Here is an 18,896-nt window from a genome sequence, read left to right as displayed (position 1 = left end):
CCTCAGTTCGGGCGGAAGGTCGCGGCGTAGAGCCGCAGCCAGTTGCCGTGGGTGATCTTCTCGATCTCGTGCGGCTGGAAGCCGACCTGTCGCAGCCCCTCGGGGATCGCGCCCAGCCCGGAGACGCCCTCGGCCAGCCATTCCGCCTTCGGCGTCCGCACCGGCTTGCCGGCGGAGGAGGCGCCGTAGTCGATCCCGCGTGTCCAGCGGCCCATCCGCATCCAGGCGTAGTCGGCCGGCGTGTTGTCGTGCCCGTAATCGGTGCCGATGGCCACCGTGTCGAGACCGCCGATATCCACCGTCCGCGCCACCATCTCGCACCAGTTCCGGACAGAGGCGCAATAGTAGTCGCCGGTGATGTTGCGATAGACGGCGCAGCCCATCACGCCGCCGGTGTCGCGCAGCGCGTGGAGGATGGCGTCGCCCTTGTTGCGGCTGTGCGGCACGAGGCTGGTGGCATTGGCATGGGTCACGGCGATCGGACGCTCGGAATGCGCGATGGTATCCAGCGTCGTCCGCTCCCCGACATGGGAGCAGTCGATGAGCATGCCTGCGCGGTTCATCTCGCGCACCACCTCCCGCCCGTAGCGGGCGAGGCCGCTGTCATTCGGCTCGTAGCAGCTGCCACCCACGGCGTTCTGGTTGTTGTAGGTAAGCTGGACCACGCGCACGCCGAGCTCGGCGAACATCTCCACCAGCCGGATGCGCCCGCCGAAAAGGTCGGTGTTCTGGAAGCCGAGGATGATGGCGGTGCGGCCGGAGGCGGCCACCGCCTCGATCTCCGCGGGCGTCCGGGCGACGGCGCAGGTCGCCTCGTTCTCCGCGATCAGGTCGCGCCAGCGGCCGAGGGAGTCGAAGGACTCCATCGGGTCCTCCCAGAAGCCGCAGGTGACGGTTACGGCGCCGATATTTCCCCGGCGAAGTGCGGCGAAGACCTCCGGCGTGAAGTGGCCGCATTGCAAGCCGTCAATGAGCATCTGGGATATCCGGATGGGCGGCGGTGAGGAGCGAGAGGTCGGTGTCATCGTCGTGGTCGCTGCGGCCGATGATGCGGCCGTCGGCCTCCACGATCACCGGGCCGGCGTGGCGTCGGGACTCCGGCGTGTCGGTGGCCAGGGCGCTGTTGGACAACTGGTGCAAGGCCCACCAGAGGGCCGGATCCACCGCCGTGCCGCCGCGCAGCGCGCGTTCCAGCACGGCGTCGCGCGCGCCGGGAGCCGGCGCGGCGAGGAGTGCGACGGGGCCTTTCGTCCGCAGTAGGGCGGCGTCCGGGCCGGTCGCGGGACCGGTGCAATCGCCCTCGCTGACGAAGACCGAGAGGCCGGTGCGGGGGCCAAGCGCGCAGGCCGTGCGCAGCTCCTCCGGGTCGGTCACGCCCGTCACGGCGGCCATCGCGGCTCCTTCGCGCGCCGCGGCCTCGGCCAGCGCATCGAGGATCATCGGCAGCACCATCCAGGCGTGCTGGCCGCGCGCGTCGATCAGCAGGTGGCCCGGCGCGGTCTCGGTGATCTGCGGCGGCGCAGGTTCCTTGGCGCGCAGGCTCTCGAAGCGGAAGTGCAGAAGGGCGAGGCCGCCCAGCCCGGCCGCGGCCGAGTAGAGCACCACGTCCCGCACGGCGGGGATGGCGCCGGGTGGCAGATGGGTGAGGAGGAGGATGCGCTCCACCACCAGCCGCATCTCGCGCGGCAACAGCATCACGGCCTCTTTGGTGCAGGTGGCGTTCATGGCCGTGGCTCCGCCGGGTAGAACCAGTCGGGGGAGGCGCCGGCGGCGAGATCCGCTGCGGTCGGGGCGCCGTGGAACAGCACGCCGCGCAGGTTGCGGGCGAGATAGTCGCGCGTCTTGTCCACGCCGTGCAGGGCGACGTTCATCAGCCGCACGAGATGCGCGGGCACGAAGTCGCCGGCCATGATGTTCACCCGCGGCTGGTGGTAGCGCAGCCCGGCAAGACTCTGCACGCGCGCCGTGATCTGGCGCAGGTCGGGCCGTGCCAGCAGCAGCCGTGCCACCGGCTCGGCGGGGTCGCGGCCCTCCAGCGCCGCGTCCAGCGCCTGCACCAGGCCGGGCACGTCAAGGCCGAGGTTGAAGGTGCCGGGCGGCGCCTCCGCCATCGGCCCGCGGCGCGGCTCCTCGGCCGTGGCAGACTTATACCAGACCTGCTCGTAGGCACCGGGGGCCGTCATGTCCCAGGCCAGCGCCCAGCCGTATTCGCGGTGCAGGATGGCGCGCAGCGCGCCGGCACTCATGCTGGGCGTGACCTCCATCTCCTCGCTGACGATCATCGAGCGGGCGAGGCGGTCGGCCAGTTCCGGCACGAGCTCAATCATGAGCGAGAGAAGCGTCTCCTCCGTTTCCGGATGGAAGTGTGCGGCAACCTGCCGTGCCAACTCTTCCAGTGGATAGGCGGCGTCGCTGCCGCGCTCGCGCAGGGACGCGACAAGGGCGGCGACGGCGTCCAGCTCCTCGGCGATGAGGGCGCTGGGGGCGAAGGCGTCATAGACCATGCGGTCCTCGCGCCGGAACACGGCCGCGCGGCGGACCAGCGCCTCCAGATGTGCCAGCCGCGGGTCACCCGGTACCACTGGCAGGGCGCACGCGGCGGCGATTGCCTCCTCCCGCGCGCCGATCCAGGCATCGATCAGGCGCGGGTGGTTGTTGATGAAAAGGATGAGGCCGAGCGCCGAGCCGTTGCCGATGCCGAGGAAGCGGCGGATCTCCGGCGAGAGCGCCACGGCATCGGGCGAGCGCAGCGCGGCGAGGTGGTTCGCCAGGTCGGCCGCGAACTCCCGCATCATGTAGGCCGCGAGCATCTGGGCGGCGAGCGGATGGCGCAGCGCGTGGCCCCTCTCCAGCGCGAGGAAGGAGCGCGTGCCGAAGGTGCCGTTGCCGTCGAGCCCCGTGTTGCGCATGAGGTAGCAGGACTGCGCGACCAGCGCCGCCTCCGGCTGCCGCCCCGAGGCGAGGGCCTCCACCGTCGCATCGAAGACCCGCATGCTGCGGTTGGAGCGGCACCAGATGAGCGTCCCAGGCGTCGCGCGGCCGGCATAGAGCTTCGGCAGCTCCTGGCGCGTCGTCTCGATCACCCGCTCGTCCGCCACGCCTTCGATCAGCGCGCCCGTCATGTCCCAGGTGCGAGCGATGATCCGTCCGGTGCGGCCAGCCCGTTGCGGCGTGTTGGAGAAGGCGAGGAAGCTGAAGGTGCCGCCGGGCGTCTCGATCTCGTAGACTGCGGTACCGGCGGAGTCCGTGCCGATCTCGAAGCGGCGCGTGGCGATCCGCCAGCGCTCTGCGATCGCCTGCGCCATCAGCGCGCGGGAGCAGCTGATGCGGCTGGGCTGGAAGGCCGCCAAGCGCTCCGGCCGCATGAGGAAGTCCGGATCGCGCGGTGCCGGTGGCGATGCGGCGAGGGGAAGCGCGGCACTCACCTGGGGCGGCCCTCCATGATGGCGCGCAGGCTTTCGGCGGCGGCGCGTAGGGGTTGGATCCAGCCATCGGCCGCGAAGCGCTGGACCGGGGCGACGAGGGAGAGGGCCGCCGCGCAGGCACCGTTATGGCCGAAGACGGGAACGGCCGCGGCCCGGATGCCCTCCATCGTTTGGCCGGAGGAGATGGAATGGCCCGTCTCGCGCACGGCATCCAGGATCGCCGGGTCAAGGTCGGGCGCCAGGCGAAGGGCGTGCCCGCGGTCGAGATAGGCGAGGAGGACACGGCCGGAGGCGCTGCCATCGATCGACATCGTGGCGCCCACGCGCATCTCGACGCGCAGCACGCCGCGCGGCTCGACCCGCTGCACGATGCAGGGCGCGTCGTCCTCCAGCACCGTCAGGGACGCGGCTTCCCCGGTTTCGGCCGAGAGGGCCTCCAAGACCGGCAGGGTGCGGGCGCCAAGGCCCGCCTGCTCGGTTGCGGCGTGGGCGAGGCGCGCGGCGCGGAGGGTGAGGCGGAAATCCCCCGCCGCCGTCTGCTCGACCCAGCCGGCCGCGATCAGCGTCACCAGCCGCTGGTAGATCGTGGCGCGCCCGACGCCGAGTTCCCGCGAGAGGGTCGAGAGGCGGACCGCCTGCCGCTTTCGGCCGAGATGGTCGAGCAGGGCGAAGGCCTTGAGGGCGGAGGCGAGCGGACGGACGCCGGTTTCGGGCGCGTCCTCCTCTCTCGCGATGGTCACATCGGCCATATGTATTCTATAAGAAGACATTGTCTTTCACCAGGAGAAGTCTCGGCGCTGCCATTGGTCTCCGTCAAATGTTTTTTGCCGACCGGTTCAGCCTGCCGAACGCTCATCCGCTTCCTATGCACCGCGTGGCGCCTGGAGTGACATGACCGCTCATCGCTGATGGGTCGGTGGCGGCTGCTCCCGGCATTGCCGGCTGAAAAGCTGTTGCCGCTACTGTCGTGAGACGCGCAGGGCTCGCCCTTTCCCGGTTACCGCCTCTACTATCCCAGCCGCCGCCAGCCGATGCCGGCCTTTGCCCTGCTCGTCTAGGCGTTCCGGTAGCGAGCCTGAGGCGCCCTGGAGGGTGCTTCCCGCAGGGCGACCTGCGGACTTGCTGGAGCGTCGCTTGCAACTGTCGCCCGACCTGGCCGGCGACATCCCAGCGCTCCGAAAGGCGGTCTCGATGTGGTCGAGTTCCGCTAGGTCAAAACGGATGCGGATTCTTGTTATCTTTCGATTGCTTCACGGATGCGTGATCGGTAAAGAACGGGTGCCGGAATTGCTGCTCCGGGCCGACGAAGAGGGGATGCTCGTTGGCGATCTAGAGGTTTGAGGAACAATTCCCGGCGGAGTGGGGGGCTACTTCGGTGGGTTGCTGAACGAGCGTGCCGATGAATACCGGAGAGGGGGTTTCTCCGGAACTGGCGTGCACTTTGACTTCCTGACGTGATGACTCATAAGCCACTGCTCGCCGACTGGTGGGCGGTGGCTTTTTATTTCGTGACGCGTGGGCACGCTGCTCCAGGCTGTGCAAGCACGGGAGGGGCGAGACGCCTACGGACCCGCTTCAGTCCCTGGCAGGGCAGGGCACGAGCCTGCTCACTGCGGCTGGAACCGGATCAGAGCAGGGCCTTCACCCGGGTGAAGGTCCGGTCGAGATGAAGGCCGAGCGCCGCAGCCAGCCGATTCCCGTCCCGCGCCTGGAGAGCGCGGATCATCTCCTCATGCTCCTCCACGGCGCCCGCCCATTTCTCCGATCCCGCATTGCCGATGAAACGGATGTGCTTCATCCGGGCCTGGATGACCTCATGCGTCCAGGCAAGCGTCGCGTTGTCGGACAGCGCGACGATCGCCGAGTGGATCGCCTGGTTGAGCTTGAAATAGGCCAGCCGCTCGCGCTGGACATAATGCTCGAGCATCGCACGATGCAGGGCGGATACTTCCTCTATACCCTGTGCGGATGCCTTGGCGCAGGCGAGGCGACCGGCCAACTCCTCCATCGACTTCAGCACGACAAGACTGTCGAACATATCCTTGGCGCTCAGCTTCCGGACCACCGCCCCGCGTGCCGGGACGAGCTCCACCAAGCCCTCGCCCGCCAGCATGCGCACGGCTTCTCGCAGCGGGGTGCGCGAGACGCCAAGCTGCGCGCCCAGCACCACCTCGTTGATGCGCGCGCCCGCGGGAATGGTGCCCTGCGTGATCAGGTCGCGCAGCCTGGCCGCGACCTCTTCCTGTAGGGGGCGACGGACGATGCGGCCGCCGTTCTCCGCAATCCCCCTCTCGGCCAAGTCTGATCGGGATGACCCAAGCTCCACTTCACTGCCCCTCGATGGCCGCTTGACGAGCCGAGTGATGCTCGATAACGCTTACATACTGCATACAGTATCACGAATAAAGTGGAGGAAGCGGGCATGGTCGACGGGCTGCCTGCGGCGGATCGCCCCCGCATCGCCCTTGCAATGGGTGACGCAGCTGGGATCTCGCCCGAACTCGCGGCCAAGGTCCTGGCCGACGAGACGGTGCGGGCGGCAGCGGAGATCACGGTGATCGGCGATGCGCGCGTGCTCGCGGAAGGCGCCCGTGTAGCCGGCGCTTCGCTCGACATCGACGTGGTGGCGGATGGCGAGCCCTTCCGGCGGCAGCCCGGCCGGCCCGTGCTGGTCGACCTCGGGCACCTCGATCCCGCCGCGATCCCGCTCGGCCGGATCTCCGAGGAGAGCGGGCGCTTCGCGACGGCAAATTTCCGCCGCGCCCTCACCATGGCAGCCGAGGGGGAGGCCGATGCGGTCTGCTTCACGCCCTTCAACAAGGCAGCGATGCGCCTCGTCACCCCCAGCTATGACGACGAGATCCGCTTCACCGCGGAGGCGATCGGGTTCCACGGCGTGGCCAAGGAGTTCAACGTCCTCGACGGCCTCTGGAACGCCCGCGTGACGTCCCACGTGCCCCTGAAGGACGTGGCGGCCCTGCTGAGCCGCGAGAGCATCCTCGACAACCTGCGCCTGACGGACGACGCGCTCCGCGCGGCGGGGATCGCGCGGCCGCGCATCGCTGTCGCGGCCCTCAACCCGCATGCCGGCGACAACGGCAATTTCGGGCGGGAGGAGATCGACGTGATCGGCCCTGCCGTGGAGGAGGGGAAGCGCGCCCAGATCGGCTGCGACGGTCCCTTCCCGGCGGACACCGTCTTCCTGCGCGCCAAGCGCGGCGACTTCGATGCGGTGCTGACCATGTACCACGATCAGGGCCAGATCGCGATGAAGCTGATCGGCTTCGACGCGGGCGTCACGCTGATGGGGGGCTTTCCCTTCCCGATCTGCACGGCGGCGCACGGCACCGCCTATGACATCGCCGGGAAGGGCATCGCCCACCCTGGCGCGATGAGGAACGCCGTGCTGCTGGCCGCCCGCATGGCGAGCAGGGAGGCCGCCGCGGCCGCGTAACCCACCGCACAGCCCGCGCAGACCCGGAAAGGGCGCGCGGCTTCCTGTCCAAGGAGAGATCGACATGACCATGTTTCCCAAGGCGGCCGCGCTTCTCGGCGCCGCGCTGAGCGTCACGCTCCCCGCGGCGGCGCAGCCCGCCTGGCAGCCCACGCGGCCCGTTGAATTCGTCGTCACCTCGGGCGCGGGTGGCGGCACGGACCTCTTCGCCCGCACCGTGCAGGCGGCCATCACGCGGCATAACCTTGTCCCTACCTCCATCGTCGTCACCAACAAGGGCGCGGGCTCGGGCGCGGAGGGCTTCGTCTATGGCCGCGGCGCGCAGGGCGACCCGCACAAGGTGATCTTCGGCACGAACAACGAGTGGCTGCTGCCGCTCGTCGCCCGCGTGGCCTGGAAGCCGCTGGACCTGACGCCTGTGACGGCCATGGCCTTCGATGAGTTCATGCTCTGGGTGAAGGGGGATTCCCCCTACCGCACGGGCGCGGACCTGATCGCCGCGGCGAAGGAGCGGCCGGGCGCCATCCGCATGGGCGGCAGCCAGACCCGCGACACCGACCAGACTCTGACCCTGCTGATCCAGCGCGCGACGGGCGTGCGCTTCAACTACATCCCCTTCCGCGGCGGCGGAGAGGTGGGCGTGCAGCTCGCCGGCGGGCATATCGACGCCGATGTCAACAATCCCTCCGAGAGCGTCGGCGGCTGGCGCGGCGGGCAGGTGCGCCCCGTCTGCGTCTTCCGCCGGGAGGCGCTGCCGGCCGGCCCGCGCGTGACCGAGGCCCAGTCATGGTCCGACATCCCGACCTGCGCCAGCCAGGGCATCCCGATCGAGGAGTTCCGGATGCCGCGCACGATCTTCCTGCCGCCCGCCGTGCCCCCCGGCGCCCAGGCTTTCTGGGCGGAGGTCATGCGCAAGGTCAGCGAGACGCCGGAATGGGCGGACTACATCCAGCGCACGAGCCAGAGCGCCGCCCTGCTCTCGCCCGACGAGATGCGCGCCCTGATGGTGACGGAGGAGCGCTCGGCCCGCGAGCTCTACGGCCCCGAAGGCTGGCTGGTGAACTGACGGCGCGCACGGGAGGGGCGGATCGATGCTGCGCCGACTGCATCTCGAGCTGGCCTTCGCCGGCCTCGTCTTCCTCGTCGGGCTCGTAGGGCTTCGCGGCACGGCCGAGCTGGACACGGGCTGGGCCTCGGACGGGCCGCAGGCGGGGTTCTTCCCCTTCCGCGTGTCGCTCATCCTCATGGTCGCGGCCGCTCTCGTGGCGATCAACGCCTGGCGGGCGCGCGAGACGCTGTCGCGCACCGTCGTGATCGAGCGCGAGGGCGGGGCGCGGGTGCTGCGCTTCGGCCTGCCCATTCTCGCGATGGTCGCGGTGGCGCAGTGGCTCGGCCTCTACCTTGCGATGGCGCTCTACCTGCTGTTCACGATCCGCTTCGCGGGGCGCCGCCGCTGGGCCACGGCGCTCGGCGTCGCGGTCGGCGTCACCGTGATCACCTTCGTGGTCTTCGAGAAGTGGTTCACCGTCCCGCTTCTGAAGGGGCCGCTCGAAGTCATGTTGGGCCTGGGCTGAGGGGCGCGCCGATGCTGTCCAACCTCGACGCGCTGATGCACGGCTTCTCCGTCGCGCTCACCCTCCACCACATCGTGCTGATGATCGCGGGCGTCCTGCTCGGCATCCTCGTGGGCGTGCTGCCCGGCCTGGGCGCCCCCAACGGCGTGACGCTGCTGCTGCCGCTCACCTTCTCGATGGATCCGGTCTCGGCCATCATCCTGCTCACCAGCCTCTATTGGGGTGCGCTCTTCGGGGGCTCCACCACCTCCATCCTCTTCAACATCCCTGGCGAGCCCTCCTCGGTGGCGACCACCTTCGACGGCTACCCCATGGCGCGGCAGGGCAGGGCGAGCGAGGCGCTGACCTACGCTTTCCTGTCGGCCGGCATCGGCGCGCTGGTGGGCATCGTCGTCATTACGCTTCTCTCCAGCGCCGTCGCCTCCTTCGCGCTGCGCTTCGGGCCGCCGGAATACTTCGCGGTCTATCTCCTCGCCTTCGCCTCCTTCATCGCCTTCGGGGGCGGGGCGCCGCTCAAGACCATTGTTTCGCTCTGCCTCGGCTTCGGCTTCGGCATGATGGGGATGGACACGGTCTCCGGCTCCATGCGCCTGACCTTCGACATCCCCGAGCTGATCCGCGGCATTTCCTTCCTCGTCGTGGTCATCGGCCTCTTCGGCCTCGGCGAGCTGCTGCTCACCATCGAGGAGGGACCCGAGTTCAAGGGCGCCAGCGGACGGCTGGACCCGCGCGGCATGCTGCGTGCGCTCGCCAGCCTGCCACGCTATTGGGTGGCGGTGCTGCGCGGCAGCGCCGTCGGCGTTTGGATGGGCATCACCCCCGGCGGGCCCACGGCGGCCTCCTTCATGTCCTACGGCCTGGCCCGCCGCCTGTCGCGCAACGGCGCCAACTTCGGCCGTGGCGAGCCCGAGGGCGTGATCGCGCCGGAAACGGCGGACCACTCGGCCGGCACCTCGGCCATGCTGCCCATGCTCGCCCTCGGCATTCCCGGTTCGGCCACTTCGGCGGTGATGCTGGGCGGGCTGATGATCTGGGGCCTCAATCCCGGCCCGATGCTCTTCATCGAGCAGCGCGACTTCGTCTGGGGCATGATCGCCTCGATGTATCTCGGCAACGTCATCGGCGTGGTGCTGGCACTGGCCACCGTGCCGCTCTTCGCCGCGATGCTCTCCGTCTCCTTCTCCATCATCGGGCCGGTCATCGTCACGGTCTGTCTCGTCGGCGCCTATACCGTGGCGGGCGCGCCCTTCGACCTCTGGCTCGCGGTCGCGTTCGGCGCGGCGGGCTACGTCATGAAGAAGCTCGACTACCCGCTCGCGCCGCTCGTCCTCGCCATGGTCATCGGCGACAAGGCGGAGGACGCCTTCCGCCAGTCCATGCTGATGTCGAACGGCTCGCTTGGGGTGCTCTGGGCCAACCCGCTGGTCGGCACCCTCTCCACCCTGGCTGCGCTCTTCCTGCTCTGGCCCCTGGCCTCGGCGGTGCTGGGCTGGCACCGGACGAGCAAGGCGATGAAGCTGGCCCGCCCGGAGCCCGGCGCGTGAGGGTCGCCATCGCCGCCGGGGATGATCCCGGCTATTCCGCCCCGTTGCTGAAGTGGTGCAATCCCGCCCCGCAGAGAGGACCGACGACTTGACCGACGACGCGAACGACTACCGCAAGCCCGGTGAGCTGCGCTCCCGCGCCTGGTTCGCGCGCCAGGACAAGATGGGCTTCTACTACCGCTCCTGGCTGCGCAACCGAGGCCTGCCGAACGACCAGTTCGACGGGCGGCCCGTGATCGGCATTTGCAACACCTGGTCCGAGCTGACGCCCTGCAACGGGCATTTCCGCACCATCGCCGAGCACGTGCGCTACGGCATCCTGGAGGCCGGCGGCTACCCGCTGGAGTTCCCGGTACTGAGCCTCGGCGAGACGCAGATGCGTCCCACCGCCATGCTCTACCGCAACCTTGCCTCAATGGACGTGGAGGAGGCGCTTCGCGCCAATCCGCTCGATGGCGTGGTGCTGCTGATGGGCTGCGACAAGACCACGCCCGCCCTGCTCATGGGCGCGGCCAGCGTGGACCTGCCGACCATCGGCGTCTCCGGCGGACCGATGTTGAGCGGACATTATCGGGGCCAGAAGATCGGCTCCGGTACGAACACCATCTCGATGAGCGAGCAGCTCCGCGCCGGCGAGATCACGCTACGCGAGTTCCACGAGGCCGAGGGCGCGATGTCGCGCTCCGCCGGTTCCTGCATGACCATGGGCACCGCCTCCACCATGGCCTCGATGGTGGAGGCGCTGGGCGTCGGCCTGCCCGGCAATGCCGCCATCCCCGCGCCCGATGCGCGCCGCAACGAGCTGGCGCGGCTCGCGGGGCGGCGGATCGTGGAGATGGTGCGCGAGGACCTGCGCCTGTCGAAGCTGCTGACCCGGCAGGCCCTGGAGAACGCGATCCGGACGCTGGCCGCGATCGGCGGCTCCACCAACGCGGTCGTGCACCTGCTGGCCATCGCCGGCCGCCTGGGCGTGCCGCTGGAACTAGAGGATTTCGACCGCCTGGCGAGCGAGGTGAACTGCCTCGTCAATCTCCGCCCCTCGGGCGAGCATCTGATGGAGGATTTCTACTACGCTGGCGGCCTGCCCGTGGTGCTGCGCGACCTGGTGGAGCGCAACCTCCTCCACGGCGATGTTATCACGGCCAATGGCCGCACCCTCGCCGAGAACGTGGCGGACGCGCAGTGCTGGAACCGCGACGTCATCCACAGCTACGACGCGCCCTTCAAGCCGCAGGCGGGTATCGCCATCCTGCGCGGCAATCTCTGCCCGGACGGTGCCGTCATCAAGCCCTCCGCCGCCTCGCCGCATCTTCTCCGTCACACCGGCCGCGCCGTGGTCTTCGAGAGCATCGAGGACCTGCATGCCCGCATCAACGACGAGGATCTCGACATCGACGAGACCTGCGTCATGGTGCTGAAGTATTGCGGCCCCAAGGGCTATCCCGGCATGGCGGAGGTGGGGAACATGCCCCTGCCGCCCAAGCTGCTGCGCCAGGGTGTGCGCGACATGATCCGCATCTCCGACGCCCGTATGTCCGGCACCGCCTACGGCACGGTGGTGCTGCACGTGGCGCCGGAAGCCATGGCGGGCGGCAACCTGGCCCTGGTCAGGAACGGCGACACCATCACGCTCGACGTGGCGGCCCGCAGCCTGCACCTGCATGTGGAGGAGGCGGAGCTGGAAGCCCGCCGCGCCGCCTGGGTGCCGCCGCCCACGCCGCTTTCCGAGCGCGGCTATACCCGCATGTACGTCCAGCACGTGCTGCAGGCCGACAGGGGCGTGGACCTCGACTTCCTCGTCGGCAACAGCGGCTCGCCCGTTGCGCGCGACAACCACTGAGCGCTGCGCCGTGAACCACGAGATCCTCTTCCGCGACCTCGGCGACCGTCGCATCCGTTTCGCGCTCACCGGGGCCGGTGGAGGCTTCTCCCGCACCCTGCTGGGGCAGGTGCCGTCCATTCCCTGGCTGGACGTGGCCGTCCTCTGCGACCTGGAGCCGGAGCGCGTCGTCGCCTTGCTGCAGGAGCTGCGCTACGCTGAAGGCACTGTCGTCGTTTGCGATGACGCCGCGGCGGCGCGAGCGGCCGCGGGGGAGGGGCGCGTCGCGGTGGTGCGCGACCACGCCCTGCTGGCGGAGGTGCCGCACGATATCGTGGTGGAGGCCACCGGCCATCCCGAGATCGGCGCCCGCATCGCGCTGAATGCGATCGAGCGGGGCGCGCATGTCGCCATGGTCAGCAAGGAGGTGGACTCGGTCGTCGGCCCGCACCTGAACCGCCGCGCGGCGGATCGTGGCCTGGTCTACACCACGGCGGACGGCGACCAGCCCGCCAATCTCATCGGCCTCGTCACCTGGGCGCGGCTGTTGGGGCTGGAGGTGGTCGCGGCGGGCAAGTCGAGCGAGTACGACTTCGTCTTCGATCCCGCGACGGGCCGCGTCGCCTGGACCGACCGGGAATGCGACGCCCCCGCTCTCGCCAGCCTCTGGCACCTCGGCGAGGACGTGGCCGCGACCCTTGCCCGGCGTTCGGAAGTCCTGGCAGATCTGCCCCAGAGTGCGACGCCCGACTATTGCGAGATGAACGTCGTCGCGAACTCCACCGGGCTGCTCCCCTCGCGCGACGCGCTGAACTACCCGCTCTGCCGCATCACGGAACTGGCGGACATTTTTGTTCCGCGCGCGAAGGGCGGCGTGCTGGACCGCACGGGCGTGGTGGACGTGTTCAACCTCATCCGCCGGCCCGATGAGGTGAGCTTCGGCGGCGGTGTCTTCGTCGTCGTCCGCTGCGCCGATCCCGCCACCTGGGAACTGTTGCGCGGCAAGGGCCATGTCGTCTCGCGCGATGGAAGCCACGCCTGCATCTTCCTTCCCTACCACATCATGGGGGTGGAGACGCCGCTCTCCCTTCTCTCGGCCGTGCTGCATGGGCGCGCCTCGGGGGGAGACCGCCAGCGGGTGCACGCCGTGATGGTCGCCCGCGCCGACCGGGACTTCCGCGCGGGCGAGATGCTGCACATGGGCGGGCACCACCACGTCATGCAGGATTGCACCGCGCTCCTCCTGCCCGCCGCGGAAGCCGCAGGCCTCGCGCCCTTTTACCTCGCGGCCAACAAGCGGCTGCGCACTGATGTTCCGCGCGGCGGCCTGATCGCGGAGGATGCGGTAGATTTGGATGGGTCGCTGCTGCAGGCGATCCGCCGCGACACTCCTCTTCCTGCCGCCTGATCCCTCGGAGAATGCCGATGAGCCAGACCCGCCCGCGCTATCGGGGCGTCTTCCCCGTGGTGCCCACGATCTTCGACGAGCGCGGGGAGCTGGACCTGGAAGGGCAGAAGCGCTGCGTGGACTTCATGATCGAGGCTGGCTCCGACGGCCTCTGCATCCTCGCGAACTTCTCCGAGCAGTTCGTCCTCACGGACCGGGAGAGGGAGGTGCTGACGGCGGCGATCCTCGATCACGTGGCCAGGCGCGTGCCGGTGATCGTGACGACCACGCATTTCTCCGCTCGCATCTGCGCCGAGCGGTCCCGGCAGGCCCAGGCCGCCGGCGCCGCCATGGTGATGGTGATGCCGCCCTATCACGGCGCGACCATTCGGGTGCCGGAAGCCGGGATCTTCAGCTTCTTCCGCAGCGTGTCGGACGCGATCGATATCCCCATCATGATCCAGGACGCGCCGGTCAGCGGCACCACTCTCTCCGCCCCCTTCCTGGCCCGCATGGCGCGGGAAATCGAGCAGGTCTCCTACTTCAAGGTGGAGGTGCCCTTCGCCGCGGCGAAGCTGCGGGAGCTGATCGCCCTCGGCGGCGATGCCATCGAAGGCCCCTGGGACGGGGAGGAGGCCATCACCCTCATGGCCGACCTCGACGCCGGCGCCACCGGCGCCATGACCGGCGGCGGATTTCCCGACGGCATCCGCCAGATCGTGGACGCCTATCGCGAGGGGCGGCGGGAGGAGGCGGCAGAGGCCTATCAGCACTGGCTACCGCTCATCAATTACGAGAACCGCCAGTGCGGGCTGCTCGCGGCCAAGGCGCTGATGAAGGCCGGCGGGATCATCGGCTGCGACGCGCCGCGCGCGCCGTTGCAGCCGCTGCACCCGGCCACCCGCACCGGGCTGGTGGAGATCGCGCAGCGCGCCGGTGCCCTGGTACTGCGCTGGGGGCGCTGACCGGGGATCGCAGGGTCAGGCCGCAGCCGGGCCGAGGAAGCGCCCGGCGCGACAGGGGCCGGCGCGCTTCTACCGGTCGCCCGTCTTCCGGTTGCTCTGCGTGGCGGTGCTGACACCGCCCTGCTTTCCGCTGCCGTGACGGCCACCATCGGCGCGCGCGTCTTTCGTGTTCGGCTTGCCGCCGGTCGCGTTCTTGCCCCCTTGGGGAGCGCGGCCGGCGGGCGGCAGGGGAGGGAGGTTCGCCATGGTGATGCCTCGTCGATCAGGCGGGAGTGGAGGGCGTAGCAAGCAAGGCGACCTCGCCGGCGGCAGGCTGGCAGCCGGCACCGTGACGGCCCGGGGTTAAGCGCGCACTGTTCCGATGAAGGCGGCTGCCCTGACGGGAACCTTACCCCACTCTGTCCGCGCTTGCGAATCGAGGGGGCACCGAACTCACGAGAAAAACTTTCCTTATAAACATACTGTTGTGCGAGTTGAAGGGGGTGAGCACCCGTAATGGTTGATCACGCAACGTCAATTGTCTATTGATCACGTATTGGAGATTGCGGTTCAGACACGAAAAGTAACCGTTCGCTCCTACCATGCAAAATGCAGGAGGCTGCAAATGGCCTATGTCGGACACGTCGCCCCCGTTGTGGGCCGTCTTTCTTCCGAGGGTGCCGAGGGTGGCAGCCCGCAGTCCACCCTTCCTGATCTTCTGCATTACCGGAACATCCATGCCGAGCTCGACGCACCCGCCGGCATCTGGTGGGCCCGCATGGCCCCGCTCGGCCGGCCGAGCTTCACCGACGGCCTGCTGCACGACATCGGCGAGATGCATCGCGAGCTGGCCCGGGTGGTAGAAGCGGCGCCGGGCACCGTTCGGCACGTGGTCCTGGGCTCCTCCGTGCCGGGCATCTACAATCTGGGCGGCGACCTCGCCCTCTTCGCACGGCTTATCCGCGCCGGCGATCTCGAGGGGCTGCGCCGCTACGGCCGCGTCGCCGTCGAGGCGATCCACCGCAACCACACGGCTTTCGGCCTTCCCGTGACGACCATCGCCCTCGTCCAGGGCGACGCGCTCGGCGGCGGCTTCGAGTGCGCGCTGGCCCACGACGTGATCGTCGCGGAGCGCGGCGCGAAGTTCGGCCTGCCGGAGGTGCTGTTCAACCTCTTCCCCGGCATGGGCGCCTACTCCTTCCTCTCGCGCCGCATCGGGCGCGTGGCGGCCGAGCGCATGATCCTCTCGGGCCGGATCTACGGCGCGGCCGAACTGCACGAGATGGGTCTCGTCGATGTACTGGCCGAGGACGGGGAGGGCGAGCAGGCGGTGCGGGACTACACGGAGCGCACGGGCCGCCGCTTCAATGCGCACCGCGCCCTCTATGAGACCCGCCGCCGCGTGGAGCCCGTGACCCTTCACGAGCTGCGCCACGTCGTGGACGGATGGGCCGAGGCGGCGCTCAACCTGGGCGAGGCCGACCTGCGGAAGATGCTGCGCCTCGCCGGCGCCCAGGACCGGCGCATGGCAGGCCTCGCCACGGCCTGAGGCCCTCCCGACCTTAGCCGAAGCGCAGGTTCTCGAGCGCCACGCGGACGCGTCCGAACTCCGCCGCGATCGCTCCCGCATCCTCCCGCCCGCGTGCGCGAAGTTCGGCCCCCGCCAGCCCCTCGGCCTGGCGGCAGAGCCGGTGCAGGCGCGCCGCGCCGATGTTGGCGGAGATGCTGGACAGCGCATGCGCCTGCCGGCGGAAGGCAGTGCTGTCGCCTGAAGCGGCGGCGCTCGACAAGCCGACCAGCAGCTCCGCGCCCTCCGCCATGAAGTCGCCCGCCACCTCCGCGACGAAGACCTCGCCGCCCAGGCCGCCGAGCCGGTCCACTACTTCGGGATCAAGGACAGGAAGGGCGGGCACTGCGGGCTGCGCGATCGCCTTGCGCGGGGCGGGCGCATCCGGCAGGACACCGCGGATCGCCGCCAGCAGCGCCTCCGGCTCGATCGGCTTGGTGATGAGCCCATCCATTCCCGCCTCCAGGCAGCGGGCGCGCGTCTCGGGCGTCGCGTCGGCGGTGAGGCCGAGGATCACCAGCCGCCGGCCTTCGCCGACCTCGGCGAAGCGGTGGAGCTTGGTCGCCTCGATGCCGTCCAGGCCCGGCATGTTCACGTCCATCAGGACGAGGTCGAAGCCGGGCCCATCGGCCGCCATGGCGTCCAGCGCGGCGTCCCCGTCGTTCACCAGCACCGCCTCGTGGCCCGCGCGCTCCAGGATGCGCGCGACGACCTTGCGGTTCACCCCGTTGTCGTCGGCGACGAGGAGGCGCAGCTGCGCCTCAGGTGCCGGCCCGGGCTCCGCTTCGGCCGCCGCGGGCTCCGGCGCGGCACTGGCCAGGCGCAGCGCCAGCGCGAGATCGCGCGACGTGCAGTCGGGCGGGACGATCCCCGCAGCCCAGCGGCTGGCGTCCCGCGGCAGGCGGCTGCGTTCGGGCGCACCGACCAGCACGATCGGTTGCGCCGGCCAGGCGGGGGGAGCCAGGCCGGGCCCTTCCGGAAGATGCCGCGGCAGGAGGAGCGCGGCCTCGGCCAACAAGGGCCGGCCACCCGCCTCGGCGACCCCTGTCACGCGCCGCACGGCGATGCCGGCGCCCGCCAGGGTGGGCGCGAGGCGCGCCGCGATCTCGTCCGAGGCGAGCAGCGCGACGCCCCCGGCAGGTGCCGCGAACGGGGTGGGTTCGTCGAGCGCTTCGGCCGCGACCGTGAACCAGAAGGTCGCGCCTTGTCCGGGCGCGCTCTCCACGCCCAGTTCCCCGCCGAGCAGCGTGACCAACCGCCGGCAGATGGCCAGGCCCAGCCCCGTTCCGCCGAAGCGGTGGATGATGCCTGGGTCCGCCTGGGTGAAGCTCTCGAAGATCCGGCCCTGCGCCTCCGCGGCGATGCCGATGCCGGTATCGGAGACCTCGAATTTCAGCCGTACGAGGCCGCGGCCGGCCGGCTCGCCTCGCACGGCGACGGAGACCCCGCCAGTCTCGGTGAACTTCAGCGCGTTGCCGGCGAGGTTCAGCAGGATCTCGCGCAGGTGCCGGCGGTCCGCGCGGAGCCACGCCGGCGTGCCCGCGGCGACGTGCAGGCCGAAGGCGAGGCCGCGCTCCCGCGCCTGGGGGGCGAGGAAGCTGCGAAGGTCAAGCAGCAGGTCGGGCAGGCTGAACTCTTCCAGCTCCACCCTCATCCGCCCGGCCTCGATGCGCGAGAGGTCGAGCAGATCGTCCACGAGGTCGAGCTGCGCGCGTGCGGCGACGAGGATGATGCGCGCCATGTCGCGCTGCTCCGCGTCGAGGCGGGTATCGTGCAGGAGGGCGCCCATGCCGACGATCGCGTTCAGCGGCGTGCGCAGCTCGTGGCTGACCGAGGCGAGGAAAAGGCTCTTCGCCTGGTTCGCCTCCTCCGCCGCGCGCCGTGCGTCCGAGAGCTTGCGGATCAGCACGCCCGCGTAGAGCGGCAGGACCACGAAGCCGACGAGGAGCCCGGCCGAGAGATGCGGCTGGCTCAGCCAGAAGGGCGTGGTGGCAACGACCGCCGCGAAGCCGACTACCCCCACCGCCGTCGCGGCCCGGAGCCAGGACAGGCCGAAGCGGAAGCCGTTGCCGAAGATGATCCAGAGATAGATGGGAACGAAGCCGGAGTGCGCCTCCTCCCCCATCTGCAGGTACCAGGACAGGCAGCCGACATCGAGCAGCAGCGCCACCGCGCGCCGAGGCGTGGAGGTGCCGGGATAGGCGAGGATATGGGCGAAGACGGCGGCCGCTGCGACGCACCAGCCACCGAGCGCGAGCAGCGCGCCGCCCGGCAAGGGGCCGGGGAGCAACACCTGGCAGCTCAGCAGGAGCGCCGCGAAGCCGAGCCGGTTGAGGCTCATCTCGTGCTCGGAATCCGGCCGGCCGCGCAGGCGGGCCAAGCCCTCCCGCAGGCTGCGCACCGGCGCTAGCCCCCAGCCCCGTAGAGGCCGGGCATCCCGGAGGCCGGATCGAGTTCCAGCGAGGTACTGAGCACGCCGACGACCGTGCCGTCGGTCGCGCGCAGCGGCGCCTTCGTCGTCAGCAGGACCGAGCGGTTCTCCGCCACCTCCCAGAAGGCGGGCACGTGCTGGCCCGTCTCCAGCACCGCGCGGTCCTTGGCGCGGCTGATCACCGCGCGCTCCGCGCTCAGCAGCCTGGCCATGTCCTGCCCGACCAGCTCCGCGGCGGGCCGCCCGAGATGCCCTGCCATGCGCGCATTCACGAAGAGGCAGCGTCCTTCGCGATCGGTCGCGGCGACGAGTGCGGGCAGGTCGTCGATGACCGGCGCTACCACCGGCCTTGGCACCGCGGCGGCCGGGGGCAGGGCCAGCAGGTTGCGCGCCCGCGCGACGAACTCGAAGTGGTCCACCGGGCTCTGGAGAAAGTCGGTGGCGCCGGCCTCCATCGCCGCCTGCCGGAAGCTGCGGTCGTCGTAGGCGGTGACCACCAGCACGGGGGCGGCCATGCCGGTGCGCAGTCTGCGGAAGCGGCGCGTGAACTCCGCGCCGTCCATCTCCGGCATTGAATAATCCGTGATGACGAGGTCCACCGGGTTGCTCTCGAGCCACTCGAGCGCGTCGAGCGGGTTGGCGAAGCTCTCGACGATGACGTCGTCCGCGATCAGCCCGGCCAGGCGGGTGAAGATCGCGCGGTTGGTGGCGCGGTCGTCGAGAATGAGGATCAGGGGCATGGCGCGGACTC

At 70.2% G+C, this 18,896-nt stretch carries 17 protein-coding genes; 9 read left to right on the top strand and 8 right to left on the bottom strand.

Annotation, left to right across the window (positions count from 1 at the left end; translation table 11 throughout):
• Nucleotides 1-2 precede the first annotated feature (2 nt).
• Genes BO39_RS03370 through BO39_RS03355 form a run of 4 tightly spaced genes read right to left on the bottom strand, consistent with a single transcriptional unit; the run spans nucleotide 3 to nucleotide 4,174 of the window.
• Entirely contained in the window at nucleotides 3-977 is a 975-nt protein-coding gene (locus BO39_RS03370) for a dipeptidase (RefSeq protein WP_043830054.1), read from the bottom strand.
• Complete coding sequence (locus tag BO39_RS03365; protein ID WP_052401408.1) at nucleotides 967-1,725, bottom strand: hypothetical protein; 759 nt, start codon at nucleotides 1,723-1,725, stop codon at nucleotides 967-969. The genes BO39_RS03370 and BO39_RS03365 overlap by 11 nt, the downstream gene beginning before the upstream one ends.
• Nucleotides 1,722-3,425 (bottom strand): hypothetical protein, encoded by a 1,704-nt coding sequence (locus BO39_RS03360; protein WP_043830052.1) that lies wholly within the window; start codon nucleotides 3,423-3,425, stop codon nucleotides 1,722-1,724. The genes BO39_RS03365 and BO39_RS03360 overlap by 4 nt, the downstream gene beginning before the upstream one ends.
• Nucleotides 3,422-4,174 (bottom strand): IclR family transcriptional regulator, encoded by a 753-nt coding sequence (locus BO39_RS03355; RefSeq protein WP_052401407.1) that lies wholly within the window; start codon nucleotides 4,172-4,174, stop codon nucleotides 3,422-3,424. Before BO39_RS03355 ends, BO39_RS03360 begins: the two co-directional genes overlap by 4 nt.
• Before the next feature lie 385 nt (nucleotides 4,175-4,559).
• Between BO39_RS03355 and BO39_RS32420 the strand changes: the two genes are divergently transcribed.
• Nucleotides 4,560-4,766 (top strand): hypothetical protein, encoded by a 207-nt coding sequence (locus BO39_RS32420; RefSeq protein WP_156963450.1) that lies wholly within the window; start codon nucleotides 4,560-4,562, stop codon nucleotides 4,764-4,766.
• Nucleotides 4,767-5,052: 286 nt separating this feature from the next.
• Here BO39_RS32420 and BO39_RS03350 read toward each other — a convergent pair whose 3' ends face one another.
• A complete protein-coding gene (locus tag BO39_RS03350) occupies nucleotides 5,053-5,724 on the bottom strand; it encodes a GntR family transcriptional regulator (protein ID WP_043830049.1) in 672 nt (223 codons plus the stop codon).
• Nucleotides 5,725-5,847: 123 nt separating this feature from the next.
• On the opposite strand from BO39_RS03350, the gene BO39_RS03345 reads away from it, so the two are divergent.
• The 7 genes from BO39_RS03345 (at nucleotide 5,848) to BO39_RS03315 (ending at nucleotide 14,168) form a co-directional block, all read left to right on the top strand.
• The gene (locus BO39_RS03345; RefSeq protein WP_043830048.1) at nucleotides 5,848-6,879 is read left to right on the top strand and encodes a 4-hydroxythreonine-4-phosphate dehydrogenase PdxA; all 1,032 of its coding nucleotides are present in this window, start codon (nucleotides 5,848-5,850) and stop codon (nucleotides 6,877-6,879) included.
• A gap of 64 nt (nucleotides 6,880-6,943) precedes the next feature.
• Entirely contained in the window at nucleotides 6,944-7,945 is a 1,002-nt protein-coding gene (locus tag BO39_RS03340; protein WP_084697816.1) for a Bug family tripartite tricarboxylate transporter substrate binding protein, read from the top strand.
• A gap of 25 nt (nucleotides 7,946-7,970) precedes the next feature.
• Nucleotides 7,971-8,453, top strand: coding sequence for a tripartite tricarboxylate transporter TctB family protein (locus BO39_RS03335; protein ID WP_043830047.1), 483 nt, complete (start codon nucleotides 7,971-7,973; stop codon nucleotides 8,451-8,453).
• A gap of 11 nt (nucleotides 8,454-8,464) precedes the next feature.
• Nucleotides 8,465-9,997, top strand: coding sequence for a tripartite tricarboxylate transporter permease (locus tag BO39_RS03330; protein WP_043830045.1), 1,533 nt, complete (start codon nucleotides 8,465-8,467; stop codon nucleotides 9,995-9,997).
• A gap of 88 nt (nucleotides 9,998-10,085) precedes the next feature.
• Complete coding sequence (locus BO39_RS03325; protein WP_043830043.1) at nucleotides 10,086-11,837, top strand: IlvD/Edd family dehydratase; 1,752 nt, start codon at nucleotides 10,086-10,088, stop codon at nucleotides 11,835-11,837.
• Nucleotides 11,838-11,847: 10 nt separating this feature from the next.
• Nucleotides 11,848-13,224, top strand: a complete 1,377-nt coding sequence (locus BO39_RS03320; protein WP_043830041.1) for an NAD(P)H-dependent oxidoreductase — start codon at nucleotides 11,848-11,850, stop codon at nucleotides 13,222-13,224.
• Between the two features lie 11 nt (nucleotides 13,225-13,235).
• On the top strand, nucleotides 13,236-14,168 hold the full coding sequence (locus BO39_RS03315; protein ID WP_156963448.1) for a dihydrodipicolinate synthase family protein: 933 nt from the start codon (nucleotides 13,236-13,238) through the stop codon (nucleotides 14,166-14,168).
• A 69-nt stretch (nucleotides 14,169-14,237) separates the two neighbouring features.
• On the opposite strand, the gene BO39_RS32415 is transcribed toward BO39_RS03315, so the two are convergent.
• The gene (locus tag BO39_RS32415) at nucleotides 14,238-14,414 is read right to left on the bottom strand and encodes a hypothetical protein (protein WP_156963446.1); all 177 of its coding nucleotides are present in this window, start codon (nucleotides 14,412-14,414) and stop codon (nucleotides 14,238-14,240) included.
• A gap of 358 nt (nucleotides 14,415-14,772) precedes the next feature.
• Between BO39_RS32415 and BO39_RS03310 the strand changes: the two genes are divergently transcribed.
• Nucleotides 14,773-15,696 (top strand): crotonase/enoyl-CoA hydratase family protein, encoded by a 924-nt coding sequence (locus tag BO39_RS03310; protein ID WP_043830040.1) that lies wholly within the window; start codon nucleotides 14,773-14,775, stop codon nucleotides 15,694-15,696.
• 13 nt (nucleotides 15,697-15,709) lie between these two features.
• On the opposite strand, the gene BO39_RS03305 is transcribed toward BO39_RS03310, so the two are convergent.
• Nucleotides 15,710-18,115: an ATP-binding protein gene (locus tag BO39_RS03305; RefSeq protein ID WP_052401405.1), complete on the bottom strand. Its 2,406-nt coding sequence runs from the start codon at nucleotides 18,113-18,115 to the stop codon at nucleotides 15,710-15,712.
• 5 nt (nucleotides 18,116-18,120) lie between these two features.
• Nucleotides 18,121-18,885, bottom strand: coding sequence for a response regulator (locus BO39_RS03300; protein WP_052401404.1), 765 nt, complete (start codon nucleotides 18,883-18,885; stop codon nucleotides 18,121-18,123).
• Nucleotides 18,886-18,896 lie beyond the last annotated feature (11 nt).

Source organism: Roseomonas aerilata DSM 19363 (assembly GCF_000711725.1).
In the GTDB taxonomy this organism is placed as follows: Bacteria; Pseudomonadota; Alphaproteobacteria; order Acetobacterales; family Acetobacteraceae; genus Roseomonas; species Roseomonas aerilata.
Note: the sequence above shows the minus strand (reverse complement) of the source record. Positions and strands in the feature narration are given on the sequence as shown.

Coding starts and splice junctions, on each gene's coding strand:
- BO39_RS03370 (WP_043830054.1), bottom strand. CDS start 977: ATGCTCATTGACGGCTTGCAATGCGGCCACTTCACGCCGGAGGTCTTC.
- BO39_RS03365 (WP_052401408.1), bottom strand. CDS start 1,725: ATGAACGCCACCTGCACCAAAGAGGCCGTGATGCTGTTGCCGCGCGAG.
- BO39_RS03355 (WP_052401407.1), bottom strand. CDS start 4,174: ATGGCCGATGTGACCATCGCGAGAGAGGAGGACGCGCCCGAAACCGGC.
- BO39_RS03345 (WP_043830048.1), top strand. CDS start 5,848: ATGGTCGACGGGCTGCCTGCGGCGGATCGCCCCCGCATCGCCCTTGCA.
- BO39_RS03340 (WP_084697816.1), top strand. CDS start 6,944: ATGACCATGTTTCCCAAGGCGGCCGCGCTTCTCGGCGCCGCGCTGAGC.
- BO39_RS03335 (WP_043830047.1), top strand. CDS start 7,971: ATGCTGCGCCGACTGCATCTCGAGCTGGCCTTCGCCGGCCTCGTCTTC.
- BO39_RS03330 (WP_043830045.1), top strand. CDS start 8,465: ATGCTGTCCAACCTCGACGCGCTGATGCACGGCTTCTCCGTCGCGCTC.
- BO39_RS03315 (WP_156963448.1), top strand. CDS start 13,236: ATGCCGATGAGCCAGACCCGCCCGCGCTATCGGGGCGTCTTCCCCGTG.
- BO39_RS32415 (WP_156963446.1), bottom strand. CDS start 14,414: ATGGCGAACCTCCCTCCCCTGCCGCCCGCCGGCCGCGCTCCCCAAGGG.
- BO39_RS03310 (WP_043830040.1), top strand. CDS start 14,773: ATGGCCTATGTCGGACACGTCGCCCCCGTTGTGGGCCGTCTTTCTTCC.
- BO39_RS03300 (WP_052401404.1), bottom strand. CDS start 18,885: ATGCCCCTGATCCTCATTCTCGACGACCGCGCCACCAACCGCGCGATC.